13 protein-coding genes are annotated in these 12,102 nt (G+C 71.1%); 7 read left to right on the top strand and 6 right to left on the bottom strand.

The genetic code is table 11. From position 1 onward, the window contains the following. Positions 1 to 82: 82 nt before the first annotated feature. Positions 83 to 268: a DUF6104 family protein gene (locus tag ACIGEZ_RS33155; RefSeq protein ID WP_018102711.1), complete on the top strand. Its 186-nt coding sequence runs from the start codon at positions 83 to 85 to the stop codon at positions 266 to 268. Between the two features lie 64 nt (positions 269 to 332). Here ACIGEZ_RS33155 and ACIGEZ_RS33150 read toward each other — a convergent pair whose 3' ends face one another. Next, positions 333 to 1,148, bottom strand: coding sequence for a hypothetical protein (locus tag ACIGEZ_RS33150; protein WP_399838787.1), 816 nt, complete (start codon positions 1,146 to 1,148; stop codon positions 333 to 335). A 187-nt stretch (positions 1,149 to 1,335) separates the two neighbouring features. Here ACIGEZ_RS33150 and ACIGEZ_RS33145 point away from each other — a divergent pair, with 187 nt between their 5' ends. Together ACIGEZ_RS33145 and ACIGEZ_RS33140 are read left to right on the top strand one after the other, a co-directional pair. Continuing rightward, positions 1,336 to 2,211: a DUF4097 family beta strand repeat-containing protein gene (locus ACIGEZ_RS33145; protein WP_399838784.1), complete on the top strand. Its 876-nt coding sequence runs from the start codon at positions 1,336 to 1,338 to the stop codon at positions 2,209 to 2,211. A 1-nt stretch (position 2,212) separates the two neighbouring features. Then, positions 2,213 to 3,112 carry a PadR family transcriptional regulator gene (locus ACIGEZ_RS33140; RefSeq protein ID WP_399838781.1) on the top strand — a complete coding sequence of 300 codons (900 nt, stop codon included), beginning with the start codon at positions 2,213 to 2,215 and terminating at the stop codon, positions 3,110 to 3,112. 35 nt (positions 3,113 to 3,147) lie between these two features. Here ACIGEZ_RS33140 and ACIGEZ_RS33135 read toward each other — a convergent pair whose 3' ends face one another. The 3 genes from ACIGEZ_RS33135 to ACIGEZ_RS33125 all read right to left on the bottom strand — a co-directional run bounded on the left by ACIGEZ_RS33135 (position 3,148) and on the right by ACIGEZ_RS33125 (position 6,915). Beyond that, positions 3,148 to 4,515 (bottom strand): cellulase family glycosylhydrolase, encoded by a 1,368-nt coding sequence (locus ACIGEZ_RS33135; RefSeq protein WP_399838829.1) that lies wholly within the window; start codon positions 4,513 to 4,515, stop codon positions 3,148 to 3,150. A gap of 76 nt (positions 4,516 to 4,591) precedes the next feature. Beyond that, positions 4,592 to 5,557: a zinc-binding dehydrogenase gene (locus ACIGEZ_RS33130; RefSeq protein ID WP_399838778.1), complete on the bottom strand. Its 966-nt coding sequence runs from the start codon at positions 5,555 to 5,557 to the stop codon at positions 4,592 to 4,594. 146 nt (positions 5,558 to 5,703) lie between these two features. Continuing rightward, positions 5,704 to 6,915 (bottom strand): NADP-dependent malic enzyme, encoded by a 1,212-nt coding sequence (locus ACIGEZ_RS33125; RefSeq protein ID WP_399838775.1) that lies wholly within the window; start codon positions 6,913 to 6,915, stop codon positions 5,704 to 5,706. Between the two features lie 537 nt (positions 6,916 to 7,452). Between ACIGEZ_RS33125 and ACIGEZ_RS33120 the strand changes: the two genes are divergently transcribed. The 3 genes from ACIGEZ_RS33120 to ACIGEZ_RS33110 are packed head-to-tail and all read left to right on the top strand — an operon-like array spanning position 7,453 to position 10,165. After that, a complete protein-coding gene (locus tag ACIGEZ_RS33120; RefSeq protein WP_399838772.1) occupies positions 7,453 to 8,421 on the top strand; it encodes an ABC transporter substrate-binding protein in 969 nt (322 codons plus the stop codon). A 29-nt stretch (positions 8,422 to 8,450) separates the two neighbouring features. Beyond that, the gene (locus tag ACIGEZ_RS33115; RefSeq protein WP_399838770.1) at positions 8,451 to 9,401 is read left to right on the top strand and encodes an amino acid ABC transporter permease; all 951 of its coding nucleotides are present in this window, start codon (positions 8,451 to 8,453) and stop codon (positions 9,399 to 9,401) included. Next, a complete protein-coding gene (locus ACIGEZ_RS33110) occupies positions 9,398 to 10,165 on the top strand; it encodes an amino acid ABC transporter ATP-binding protein (protein WP_399838767.1) in 768 nt (255 codons plus the stop codon). The genes ACIGEZ_RS33115 and ACIGEZ_RS33110 overlap by 4 nt, the downstream gene beginning before the upstream one ends. A gap of 94 nt (positions 10,166 to 10,259) precedes the next feature. Here the strand turns inward: ACIGEZ_RS33110 and ACIGEZ_RS33105 are convergent, their stop codons facing one another. Continuing rightward, positions 10,260 to 11,024, bottom strand: a complete 765-nt coding sequence (locus ACIGEZ_RS33105) for a class I SAM-dependent methyltransferase (RefSeq protein WP_399838764.1) — start codon at positions 11,022 to 11,024, stop codon at positions 10,260 to 10,262. A 95-nt stretch (positions 11,025 to 11,119) separates the two neighbouring features. Here ACIGEZ_RS33105 and ACIGEZ_RS33100 point away from each other — a divergent pair, with 95 nt between their 5' ends. After that, a complete protein-coding gene (locus ACIGEZ_RS33100) occupies positions 11,120 to 11,761 on the top strand; it encodes a CGNR zinc finger domain-containing protein (protein WP_399838761.1) in 642 nt (213 codons plus the stop codon). Here ACIGEZ_RS33100 and sodX read toward each other — a convergent pair. After that, positions 11,653 to 12,099, bottom strand: a complete 447-nt coding sequence (sodX, locus tag ACIGEZ_RS33095; protein WP_399838758.1) for a nickel-type superoxide dismutase maturation protease — start codon at positions 12,097 to 12,099, stop codon at positions 11,653 to 11,655. The two genes, ACIGEZ_RS33100 and sodX, sit on opposite strands and share 109 nt — an antisense overlap. Positions 12,100 to 12,102 lie beyond the last annotated feature (3 nt).

The following is a 12,102-nucleotide window of genomic DNA, read 5'->3' as shown; positions in this document are numbered from 1 at the left end:
ATGATGAAGAAGGCTAGTCCGTGGTGCGGGGGAGGAACAGGGGACGCCGGTGGGCCGTCCTGCCACGGCCTATTCTGATCGCATGTACTTCACCGACCGTGGCATCGAGGAACTGGAGAAGCGGCGAGGCGAGGAGGAGGTCACCTTCGAGTGGCTCGCCGAGCAGCTGCGGACGTTCGTCGATCTCAACCCCGACTTCGAGGTGCCTGTCGAGCGCCTCGCGACCTGGCTGGCCCGCCTCGACGACGACGAGGACGAAGACGAGTAGGGCGGAGTAGGGGCCGAGCAGAACCCGGTAGAGCCGAGCAGGGTGTGGGGGCGGGGCGGGGGCCCTATGCCCCGCGCACGCGGTCGTAGACGAGCCCGAACGCGCCGTGGGCGACCAGAAGCGCGCCGGCCGTCGCCCAGCCGCCGCTGCGGCGGGCGATCCCCCAGGCGAGCAGCGGCACTCCGGCCGCGAGCTGGGCGGCGCCGAGCAGCCGGGCCTTCGGGCCGCGCAGGTACGGGCCGAGGGGGCCGCCCTCCACGACGTCGAGCTCGGCGCGCACGGCATCGCGCCAGCCCGGCCATTCGAGGTGCTCGGCGCCCTGGGCGCGGGCGGCGGAGCGGAGCCGCTCGGCGCTCTCGCCGGGCGCGAGGCCCGCGGGCAGGTCGAGTCCGGTGCGGGCGAGGACGGCGGTGACGCCGACGAGCCGGCTGTGGGCGTCGGCGTCGCGGTCGGGCTCGGTGAGCGGTTCGAGTGCCTGGACGTCGAGGACCGGGTCGAGGGCGAGCCGGGCGGCGAAGGTGTGCATGGCCTCGTCCTCGCCGACGGGCGTTCCGTCGGCGAGCCAGGTGTAGCCGACGGTGCGGCGGAAGCCGGCGGCGAGGGTGTACCCGGCGCGGTCCGCGTCCCACCACAGGGCGAGGACGGGCCAGCCGGCGGCGGAGACGGCGAGGGCGGTGGCCCAGCCGGTGACGACCCGTTCGACGGGTTCGCCGCCGTCTAGCCAGGGCTTGCCCTCGGGCACGAGGACGCTCCAGTCGGGTCCCGCGGGGGCGAGGAGGAGCTGTTCGCGCAGCAGCTGGGCCGGCGGGCGGACCGCCCGGGGATCGGCGCGGCAGAGCAGCAGCGCCCCGGCGGGGCGGGGTCCCGATGTCGCGTTCATGGCCCCTACGCTAGGGCAATTTGCCCATGTACGGCGGAGAATGTCGCACCTTCGACCACCCCCGGTCACCCCTGTCACCCCTGCCAGGGAAGAGTCGGGGTTGACTTGGCCGGACCGAGATATATCGTGTCTATCGAGAGACGCGATATGTTGCGTCGCTGCTCGCCAGACACGGGAGGTCAGCACCATGACAGAGTGGTCCGTCACCGAGCCGCGGAAGCTCGCGCTGGCCGAGCCCGTGACCCGGCTCCAGATCCGCGTCGTCAACGGCACGGTGAACGTCGTGGGCACCGACGAGAGTTCCGCCCGCCTGGAGGTCTCCCGGATCGAGGGCCCGCCGCTGATCGTCACGCAGGACGGCTCCACGCTGACCGTCACCTATGAGGACCTGCACTGGAAGGGCTTCCTCAAGTGGCTCGACCCCAAGGGCCACCGGCGCACGGCCGTCGTCTCCGTCGCCGTGCCCGCCGGCACCGACGTCGAGGTCGGGGTGGTCGGCGCCGAGGCCGTGATCTCCGGCATCAAGGGGCGCACGGACGTCCGCGGGGTCACCGGCGACACCACCCTCGTCGGGCTCTCGGGACCGGTCCGCGCCGAGACCGTCTCCGGCAGCCTGGAGGCCCAGTCCGTCACGGGTGCGCTCCGGTTCAACTCGGTGACCGGGGACGTCACCGTGATCGACGGGGCATGCAGCTCCGTGAGGGCCGAGACGGTCAGCGGGGACATGGTCGTCGACCTCGACCCGGCCGCGGGGCTCGACGGGCCCCCCGCCGACATCCGGCTCACCAGCGTCTCCGGCGAGGTCGCCATCCGGCTCGCCCACCCGGGGGACGCCAAGGTCGAGGCCAGCACGACCAGCGGGTCGGTCTCCAACGCCTTCGAGGACCTGCGGGTCGGAGGCCAGTGGGGCGCCAAGTCCATCACCGGCACCCTCGGCGCCGGCCGGGGCACGGTCCGGGCGACCACCGTCTCCGGCTCGATCGCCCTGCTGCGCCGCCCCGAGCCGGAGCCCGAAGGCGACGGCTGGACCGCCACCTCCCCTGCGTCCGGAAAGGTCCTCTGACATGCCGCCCGTCTTCGCCCACGGCCGACTTCGCCTCTATCTCCTGAAGCTGCTCGACGAGGCCCCCCGCCACGGGTACGAGGTGATCAGGCTCCTGGAGGAGCGCTTCCAGGGTCTGTACGCGCCCTCGGCGGGCACGGTCTACCCTCGGCTCGCCAAGCTGGAGGCCGAGGGTCTGGTCACCCACGCCACCGAGGGCGGCCGCAAGGTCTACTCGATCACCGACGCGGGCCGCGCCGAACTGGCGGGCCGCGGCGGCGAACTGGCCGACCTGGAGGTGGAGATCCGCGAGTCCGTCTCCGAGCTGGCCGCCGAGATCCGCGACGACGTGCGCGGGGCCGCCGGCAAGCTGCGCAGCGAGATGCGGGCGGCGGCCACCGCCTCCCGCTCCGCCGAGGCCACGTCCTTCGCCGACGCCAAGGAGGAGCTGCGCCGGGCCAGGCAGGAGTGGAAGGAGCAGGCCCGCCAGGCCCGCGCCGAGGCCCAGTCGGCCAGACGTCAGGCCAAGGAGTTCCAGCGGATCGCCCGGCAGGTCCAGGAGCAGGTACAGGACCGGATGACCCACGGCGAGTGGCCGAAGGGCGTCTGGGAGGGCATCTCCGACATCACCGCCCAGCTCGGCAGCCTGGTGACGGGCACGGCGCACCCCAAGGCGCCGGGCCACGCCCCCTCCCCCGAGCAGGCCGTCTCCGACTGGGCCAAGGACGTCGAGACCGCGGCCGAGCCGGCCCGTGAGCTGGACCGCCTCCTGGACCGGTTCCGTGACGACGTCCGCGACGCGGCCCGGGACCACGGCGTGAGCCGCGACCAACTGGCCGAGGCCCGCCAGCACCTGGCGACGGCGGCGGACCGGATCACCGCCCTGCTGAGCCCGGAACGGAGCGACCGGAAGGACGTGTGACGTCCACCCCCGGCCCACGAGGCAGCGCGCGCCCGTCAGCGGCGGGTCGCCGTCACCGTCACCCGTGCGCCCGGGGCGGCGAGGACCCAGGCCCGGCCCTCGGTGCGGCGCAGCACGATCGCCCTCCCCCGGGCCGCGACCTGCCACGCGCCCGGGGGCAGGGAGAGCTCGGTGAGCCGGGAGCGGTGCCGGCCCGCGGAGTCGTAGACCAGCCGGTAGACGCCCGTGGCCGGGTCGTACGACGTGGAGCGGACGGTGCCCGCGACGGCCTCCGCGTACGGCTCGGCGGTCAGCTCCTTGTTCGTACGGAAGGTCCCGGCGCCGTCCACCGCGCAGTAGCCGCCGCCGTAGCACCAGACGTAGCCCGCCCAGCCGGAGCTGTAGCGGCCGAGGGAGGCCATGGCCTCCCGGTAGAAGCGGTTCATGTTCGGCAGGGAGTTGTTGAGCGGGCCCCACTCGCCCACCACCACGGGGACCTTGTACTCCTTGGGGTACCGGGTCACCGCCTGCTCGTAGCTCTCGATCCACCCGGCGGCGGGGTCGTAGTCCGCGCCCGCCTCCATGCCGCTGTTGTAGAAGTGCGGCGCGTACACCACCTTCGGGTCGTCGATCCGGCCGAGCCCGGTCGGCACGCCCTCGCCGACGATCGGGGTCGGCTCGACGAAGACCCAGCCGTCGCGGTCGGCCGAACGGACCGCGTCCGCGAGGCGGTTGTACATCGGGGTCAGCTGCTCCCGCTCGATCCGGCGGGCGGCGGTCGGCAGGTCCTCGCCCTCCCTCAGCTCGCCCATGGGCTCGTTGATCAGGTCGTAGCCGAGGACGGCCGGGTGGTCGCGGAAGCGGTCGGCGAGCACCCGCCACATCCGGGCCTGGGCGCGGCGCAGGTCCGCGTCCTCGTAGAGATGGGTGAAGGCGCGCTGCACGGCGGGCTCGAAGTACTCGGCGAACCAGTCGTCCGGGTGCGGGGTGAAGGGCAGGCCGTCGGTCCTGGTCGCCCACTCCGGGATGCCACGGTGGCCGAAGGCGGGCCCGAAGACGTCCTGGTGGGCGTCGATGAGCACCTTGACGTCGTACTTCTCGGCCCAGCCCAGGACGCGCCCGATCTTGCGCAGATACGCCTGGCTGTACTGCCCCTGCCGGGGCTCCAGGTCGTCCCAGAAGACGAGCAGCCGGGCGAAGTCGAAGCCCTTGGCCCGCATGTCGCGGAAGTGTTTCTCGGTGATCGCGCTCAGGGCCTGCTCGCCCCGGTGGGCCTTGTCCTCGACGTTCCAGCCGCGCAGCGTGAGGGCGCGGCCGCGGGAGTCGGTGAGCCGCGGTATCGCGTCCTCGCCGGTGTCGGCGTGCGCGGCCGTGGGGGCGAGGAGCGAGGCGACAACGGCGGTCGGCACAAGGGTGGTTCGCAGCAAGGGGGGCCTCCGGCACGACGGTGGGGTCGAGGTTCGCGGTGCCGGAGATCCCATCAGCATGACTGACGAGTCATCAAGACGTCGTCAGGACGATCTTTCCGAAGAGCTCGCCGGACGCCATCTTCTCGAAGCCCTCGCGCGCCCGGTCGAGCGGCAGCACCTCGTCGATCACCGGCCGCAGGCCCGTGGCGGCGCAGAAGGAGAGCAGGTCCTCCAGTTCGTCCTTGGAGCCCATGGTCGAGCCGACCACCTTCAGCTCCAGGAAGAAGATCCGGGTCAGTTCGGCGTGCGCGGGCCGGTCGCCGCTGGTGGCACCGGAGATGACGAGCGTGCCGCCGGGCCGCAGCGACTTGACCGAGTGCGACCAGGTGGCGGCGCCGACGGTCTCGATGACCGCGTCCACCCGCTGCGGCAGGCGCGCGCCCGGCTCGTACGCCTCGACGGCACCGAGCTCGACGGCACGCTTCCGCTTGGCCTCGTCGCGGCTGGTGGCGTACACCCGCAGGCCGGCCGCCTTGCCGAGGGCGATCGCGGCGGTGGCGACACCGCCGCCCGCGCCCTGGACGAGGACCGAGTCGCCGGGCCGTACACCGGCGTTGGTGAACAGCATCCGGTACGCGGTGAGCCAGGCGGTCGGCAGGCAGGCGGCCTCCTCGAAGGAGAGCTCCTTGGGCTTGGGCAGCACGTTCCAGCTGGGCACGGTGACGCGCTCGGCGAAGGTGCCCTGGTAGCGCTCGGTCAGGATGGAGCGCGGCTCGTCCGGGCCGACTCCGTGGCCGGTCTGGCCGATGACGGAGTGCAGGACGACCTCGTTGCCGTGCTCGTCGATGCCGGCGGCGTCGCAGCCGAGGATCATCGGCAGCTTCTCCTCGGGCAGCCCGACCCCGCGCAGCGACCACAGGTCGTGGTGGTTGAGCGAGGCGGCCTTGACGGTGACGGTGGTCCAGCCGGGCCGCGCCTCGGGCTCGGGGCGTTCGCCCAGTTCGAGGCCGTTCAGGGGCTGGTCGCGGTCGATTCGGGCAGCGTAGGCAGCGAACATGGGCCTGACATTAGGGCCGAAGGGGAGCGTGCGAAACCGCGCGCCGGTGTGACGCATGTCCCTCGCCCCCGCCGTCGGCGCACACGAAAAGGCCCCGCCCGGTTCGTGGAACGAACCGGACGGGGCCTTCCCGCACAGATCCCGCCTCAGCGGCGGGCGACGCCCTCCGCGCGGGCGGCGGCGGCGACGGCGGCCGCGACGGCCGGGGCGACCCGCTCGTCGAACGGCGACGGGATCACGCAGTCGGCGGAGAGCTGGTCGCCGACCACGTCCGCGATCGCGTTGGCCGCGGCGATCTTCATGCCCTCGGTGATCCGGGAGGCCCGGACCTGGAGCGCGCCGGCGAAGATGCCGGGGAACGCGAGGACGTTGTTGATCTGGTTGGGGTAGTCCGAACGGCCGGTGGCCACGACCGCCGCGTACTTGTGCGCGACGTCGGGGTGCACCTCGGGGTTCGGGTTGGCCATGGCGAACACGAAGGCGTTCGGCGCCATCGACGCGACCGCGGCCTCGGGGACCGTACCGCCGGAGACGCCGATGAAGACGTCGGCGCCGGCCAGCGCGTCCTCCAGGGAGCCGGTGAGGCCCGCCTTGTTGGTGAGCTCGGCGATCTCGCGCTTGACCTCGGTGAGGTCGTCGCGGTCGGTGCTCACGACGCCCTTGCGGTCGGCCACGCAGACGTCGCCGAGTCCGGCCTCGAGGAGGAACTTGGCGATCGCGACGCCGGCCGCGCCCGCGCCGGAGATGACCGCGCGCAGCTCGCCGAGGGTCCGGCCGGTCAGCTTCGCCGCGTTGCGGAGGGCGGCGAGGGTGACGATCGCGGTGCCGTGCTGGTCGTCGTGGAAGACCGGGATGTCCAGGCGCTCCTGGAGCTTGCGCTCGATCTCGAAGCACCGCGGCGCCGAGATGTCCTCCAGGTTCACGCCGCCGAAGGACGGGGCGAGCCGGACGACGGTCTCGACGATCTCGTCGGTGTCGGTGGTGGCGAGCGCGATCGGCACCGCGTCCACGCCGCCGAACTGCTTGAAGAGGATGGCCTTCCCCTCCATGACCGGAAGCGACGCCTCCGGGCCGATGTCGCCGAGGCCGAGCACCGCCGTGCCGTCGGTCACGACCGCGACGACCTGGGACTTCCAGGTGTAGTCGTTGACCAGCTCGGGCTGCTCCGCGATTGCCGTGCACACCTTGGCGACGCCGGGCGTGTACGCGAGGGACAGGTCGTCCTTGTCACGCAGCGGCACGGTGGCCGTAATGGCCATCTTGCCGCCGCGGTGCAGCGCGAAGGCCGGATCGAAGGGCTCGCCGGGAGCCCCTTCCGTACCACTGTCGCTGCGAGGATTGACGATCTCCGCTGCCATTGGGTTGACCCCTTAAGTCTTCTTCATTTGAGGGTGGCCACTCCCGGTTGAGGAGGGGTGGGTGGGTCCCGCGGCCGCCTTGTCTGGCAGCCGCGCGGGCGCGCCGCACAACGCGCCCTGAGCCCCGGATGAGGGGTGTGAGGATCCTTCTTACCGGACAGACGGCTCCGGAGACGAGTCGATACATCCTCGGTGACGCGACTCATACCGAGTGCTACCGGGTACGGACGGAGAACGACACGTCACTCGATGTCCGGAAAGATACTTTCCCGACCCGAATAGCGGAGTTCGCTTCGTCCGAATGACGAGATCGGCGGGATAATTTTCGGTAGCAGGAAACACTTTCCGGAGAAGGTTCTGCCTAGGGACGTCTGGGCACGGCGATTCGGCCACGACCCGTTACCCGATTTTGACATCCGAGGCCGTCGGATTGAGGCGGTCCGAATGGCAAGATGCCCGTAATCACACGAGGTCGCGGCACTCGAAGCTGCGTGCGCGGCCTAAGGCAACTCCCTCACACGCCGGAGGAACCCGACCATGACCGCACGCTCCACGCGCTGTACGACCGCCGCCAAGACCCGCACGTCCCGTCTTGCCGCGGTCGCCGCCATCGCGGTCGCCGGCTCGATGCTGCTGACCGCCTGCGGCGACCAGACCGAGGGCGGCTCGACGAAGGAGAGCGGCTCCGCCACCAGCGCCGCCGGCAAGGCCCCGCTCTTCTCGAAGCTCCCGGCCGACATCCAGAAGGCCGGCGTCATCAAGGTCGGCACGGACGCCTCGTACGCGCCGATGGAGTTCACCGAGGGCGGCAAGATCGTGGGCGTCGACCCCGACATCGCCGCCGCGCTCGGCAAGCAGCTCGGTGTGGAGTTCCAGTTCACCTCGGGCACCTTCGACGGCCTGATCACCTCGATCTACACCGGCCGCCAGGACCTGATCATGTCCTCGATGACGGACAACAAGAAGCGTCAGGAGGGCCTGGACGACTCCGGCAAGAAGATCGGCAAGGGCATCGACTTCGTCGACTACTTCAGCTCCGGCGTGTCCCTGCTCGTCAAGAAGGGCAACCCGCAGGGCGTCAACTCCCTCGACGACCTGTGCGGCAAGACCGTCGCCGTCCAGCGCGGCACGATCTACGAGGACACCTTCAAGGCGCAGGCCGCCAAGTGCGGTGACAAGAAGCTGACCATCCAGGCCTTCGACACCGACGCCGAGGCCCAGACCCGCGTCAAGGCCGGCGGCGCCGTGGCCGACCTGAACGACTACCCGGTGGCCGCGTACATCGCGAAGACCTCGGGTGGCGGCAACGACTTCGAGGTCGTCGGCAGCCAGAGCGACGTCGGCCTCTTCGGCATCGGCGTCTCCAAGGAGGACACCCAGCTGCGCGACGCCGTCAAGGAGGCGCTCGACGCGATCATCAAGGACGGCTCCTACGCCGATGCCTTGAAGAAGTGGAACGTCGAGGGAAGCGCCGTCAAGTCGGCCACCGTCAACGCCGGCAACTGACCTCCCCGCTCCACTGAAGGGCAGTCGTCATGACTGACAAGATCTCCAAGGACCCGGCCGCCGCTCCGGCCGGGTCCGGCCCCTCGGGCACGCCGTACGAGGCCATCAAGGCCATCCCCGTACGGCACTACGGCCGCTGGGTGAGCGCGGTCGTGGTGGTCGCGCTCCTCGGCTGGCTCCTCTACGCCTTCTCCCAGGGCAACATCATCTGGGACACGGTGTGGGACAAGCTGTTCGACCCGTCGGTCCTCGACGGCCTGGCGAACACCGTGATCATCAGCGTCACCTCGATGGCCCTCGGCCTCGTCCTCGGCATCGTCTTCGCCGTGATGCGGCTGTCCAAGAACCCCGTGACCGGCGCCGTCGCCTGGCTCTACATCTGGTTCTTCCGCGGCACCCCGGTGTACGTGCAGCTGCTGGTCTGGTTCAACCTGTCGCTGATCTTCGAGTACATCAACCTCGGGCCGATCTACAAGAACGAGACCGTCGACGTCATGACGCCGTTCATGGTCGCGCTGCTCGGCCTCGGCCTCAACGAGGGCGCCTACATGGCGGAGATCGTCCGCGCGGGCATCCAGTCGGTCGACGAGGGTCAGACGGAGGCCGCGCACGCGCTCGGCATGTCCCAGACGAAGACCATGGGGCGGATCGTCCTTCCGCAGGCCATGCGGGTCATCGTGCCGCCGACGGGCAACGAGTTCATCAACATGCTGAAGACGTCGTCGCTCGTCTCGGCCGTGCAGTACACCGAACTTCTGCGGGCCTCGTCGAACATCGGCAGCACGGCCGGCGCCGTGATGGAGATGCTCTTCGTCGCGTCGATCTGGTACCTGGCGCTGACCAGCGTGTTCAGCATCGGCCAGTACTACCTGGAGCGCCGTTTCGCCCGCGGTTCGACGCGCAGCCTGCCGCCCACTCCGCTCCAGCGGATCAAGGCAAACCTGATCATGTTCAAGCGTTCTCCGGAGGGGTCGCGATGACCGGCCAGCCCATGGTCAAGGCCGAAGGCGTCCACAAGTCCTACGGCGCGGCGCACATCCTCCGGGGTATCGACCTGGAGGTCCAGAACGGTGAGGTCTTCTGCCTGGTCGGCCCGTCCGGCTCCGGCAAGTCGACCTTCCTGCGCTGCATCAACCACCTGGAGCGCGTCGACGGCGGCCGTCTGTCGGTCGACGGCCAGCTGGTCGGCTACCGCGAGAAGAGCGGCAAGCTGTACGAGCTGAAGGACAGCGAGGTCGCGGTCCAGCGCCGTGACATCGGCATGGTCTTCCAGCGCTTCAACCTGTTCCCGCACATGACGGCCCTGGCCAATGTCATGGAGGCGCCGATCCAGGTGAAGGGCGAGTCCAAGGCCGTGGCCCGCGAGCGGGCCCAGCAGCTGCTCGACCGGGTCGGCCTGGGCGACAAGCTGGGCAACTACCCCTCACAGCTCTCCGGCGGCCAGCAGCAGCGCGTCGCCATCGCCCGTGCGCTGGCGATGGAGCCGAAGCTGATGCTCTTCGACGAGCCGACCTCGGCGCTCGACCCGGAGCTGGTGGGCGACGTCCTCGACGTCATGCGGGACCTGGCCGAGTCGGGCATGACGATGATCGTCGTCACGCACGAGATGGGCTTCGCCCGCGAGGTCGGCGACTCGCTGGTCTTCATGGACGGCGGCGTGGTGGTCGAGTCCGGCAACCCGCGCGACGTCCTCGGCAACCCCCAGCACGACCGCACGAAGGCGTTCCTGTCCAAGGTGCTGTGACAAGCGGCAAGGAGGGGCGGTACGGGAGTCCCGTACCGCCCCTCCTTCCGTGTTCTCCGCCGGAGGCCTACCTCACGGCGAGGCGTCCGACGCCCTACCTCACGGCGAGGACCATGCTGTCGGAGGGCGAGGCCCAGACCGTGCGGGCCTCGCCGAAGCCGGCCGTACGGAGGGCGTCGGCGTGCCAGCCGGGCCCGGGCGCGTCGCCGTCCGCGTGCTCGCCGTAGATATCGAAGCGGCGGGCGGTGGGCTCGGCGAGGACCGGGTCCTTGGCGGCGAGGGCCCACCAGTCGGCCCAGTCGAGGACGCCGGCGGCCCTCTCGCGGTCCATCCGGGCGTGCCGCTGGGCGCGCTCGGCGGCGTTGATGCGCGGGGTGGCGGGGTCGATCATGTGGTCGGCGTTCATGAAGACGCCGCCGTCCCGGACGATTCCGGCCAACTGCCCGTAGAGCGCGGCGAGGGGTTCGCTGTGCAGCCAGTGCAGGGCGGTGGCGGTCAGCACGGCGTCGTACGAGTCGTGGGGCAGCGCCGCCGTCCACGCCGGGTCCTTGAGGTCGGCGGTCACGAGGGTGACGCGCTCGTCCCCGTCGAAGGACCCCCGGGCGATGGCCAGCAGGGCGGGGTCGAGGTCGACGCCGGTGCTGGTGGCGCCGGGGAACCGCTGGAGCAGCCGACTCGTAATACTCCCCGTACCGCAGGCGAGGTCGAGGACGCGGGGCTCGGGTCCCACGAGCGCCTCGACCATGTCGAGCATCACGCGGAACCGCTCCTCGCGGTCCGGCATGTACCACTCCTGCTGGCGGTCCCAGCTCTGCTGCCAGGCCGCCCAGTCGGTTCCGGTCGTCGCCGCGTCCGTCATGGCTCTGCCTCCACCGTCTTCGTAATACCCTCGAAGGGAAAGCGTCGCTTACCCTTCCCCGCCCCGACCCTAGCCCGCCGGAGTAAGGACTACAAGTGGAACTGGCCTATTACTCGGATTACGCCGTGCGTCTGGTCAACACCGAGGAGCCGGCCCGCAACAAGGACGTGCTCACCTCGGTGGACGCGGTCCGGGAGCTCTTCGGCGCGGCCTCCCAGATGGCCCGTCGGGTGACGGACTCCGACGTGACCCGCTTCCGCTCGGTGCGCGCCCGGCTGCGCGGGGTGTTCGCCGCGGCGGACGAGGGCGAGCACACCCGGGCCGTGGACCTGCTGAACTCCCTCCTCCTGGAGTTCCCCGTCAGCCCGCAGATCTCGGGCCACGACTACCTCGACGAGGAGGGTCGGCCGCGCTGGCACATGCACCTCGCCGACCACCCGTCGAACGCGACCGCGGGCTACGCCGCCATCGCGGCCATGGGCCTCGCGTTCCACCTGACGGAGTTCGGCGCCGACCGGCTGGGCCTGTGCCAGGCCGCGCCCTGCCGCAACGCGTACCTGGACACTTCGACCAACCGCTCCCGCCGCTACTGCTCCGACCGCTGCGCCACCCGTGCCAACGTGGCCGCCTACCGGGCCCGCAAGCGCCTGGAGGCCGAACGGGCCGAGGGCGCGGCCGAGCCGACCGGCCTGAGCGCCGACAGCAGCCAGGAGACCAGCACGCCGACCGACCGCTGACGCCCCGGGGTGACGGGCCGGTACCTGGCCCGCACCCGCCCGAGCACGAGCTGTGCGGGCACCACCCCGAACACCCGGCTGTCCCCCTCGGCAGCGGGGTTGTCCCCCAGCACCCACCACCCCCCGTCCCGCCGCTCCACGAGCCGCTTGACGATGAGCAGATCCTGCTGCAGCGGATGCCGCAGCACCGCCACGTTCCCCGGCCTCAGCCGCGCCCCGTAATGCACGATCAGCTGATCGCCGTGCAGCAGCGTCGGCACCATCGACACCCCCGTCACCTCGGCGATCCCGAACGGGGCCCCGGGCTCCCGCTCCGGCTCACGCCCCGATTCCACCATCCG

This window comes from Streptomyces sp. NPDC085481 (assembly GCF_044541845.1).
Lineage (GTDB): Bacteria > Actinomycetota > Actinomycetes > Streptomycetales > Streptomycetaceae > Streptomyces.
The sequence above is the reverse complement of the archived record's forward strand: the minus strand, read 5'-3'. Positions and strand labels throughout refer to the sequence as shown.

Excerpts from the sequence above, each read along its gene's own strand:
- ACIGEZ_RS33125 (WP_399838775.1), bottom strand. The coding sequence starts at position 6,915 with ATGGCAGCGGAGATCGTCAATCCTCGCAGCGACAGTGGTACGGAAGGG.
- ACIGEZ_RS33110 (WP_399838767.1), top strand. The coding sequence starts at position 9,398 with ATGACCGGCCAGCCCATGGTCAAGGCCGAAGGCGTCCACAAGTCCTAC.
- ACIGEZ_RS33145 (WP_399838784.1), top strand. The coding sequence starts at position 1,336 with ATGACAGAGTGGTCCGTCACCGAGCCGCGGAAGCTCGCGCTGGCCGAG.
- ACIGEZ_RS33120 (WP_399838772.1), top strand. The coding sequence starts at position 7,453 with ATGACCGCACGCTCCACGCGCTGTACGACCGCCGCCAAGACCCGCACG.
- ACIGEZ_RS33150 (WP_399838787.1), bottom strand. The coding sequence starts at position 1,148 with ATGAACGCGACATCGGGACCCCGCCCCGCCGGGGCGCTGCTGCTCTGC.
- sodX (WP_399838758.1), bottom strand. The coding sequence starts at position 12,099 with ATGGTGGAATCGGGGCGTGAGCCGGAGCGGGAGCCCGGGGCCCCGTTC.
- ACIGEZ_RS33140 (WP_399838781.1), top strand. The coding sequence starts at position 2,213 with ATGCCGCCCGTCTTCGCCCACGGCCGACTTCGCCTCTATCTCCTGAAG.
- ACIGEZ_RS33115 (WP_399838770.1), top strand. The coding sequence starts at position 8,451 with ATGACTGACAAGATCTCCAAGGACCCGGCCGCCGCTCCGGCCGGGTCC.
- ACIGEZ_RS33130 (WP_399838778.1), bottom strand. The coding sequence starts at position 5,557 with ATGTTCGCTGCCTACGCTGCCCGAATCGACCGCGACCAGCCCCTGAAC.
- ACIGEZ_RS33105 (WP_399838764.1), bottom strand. The coding sequence starts at position 11,024 with ATGACGGACGCGGCGACGACCGGAACCGACTGGGCGGCCTGGCAGCAG.
- ACIGEZ_RS33155 (WP_018102711.1), top strand. The coding sequence starts at position 83 with ATGTACTTCACCGACCGTGGCATCGAGGAACTGGAGAAGCGGCGAGGC.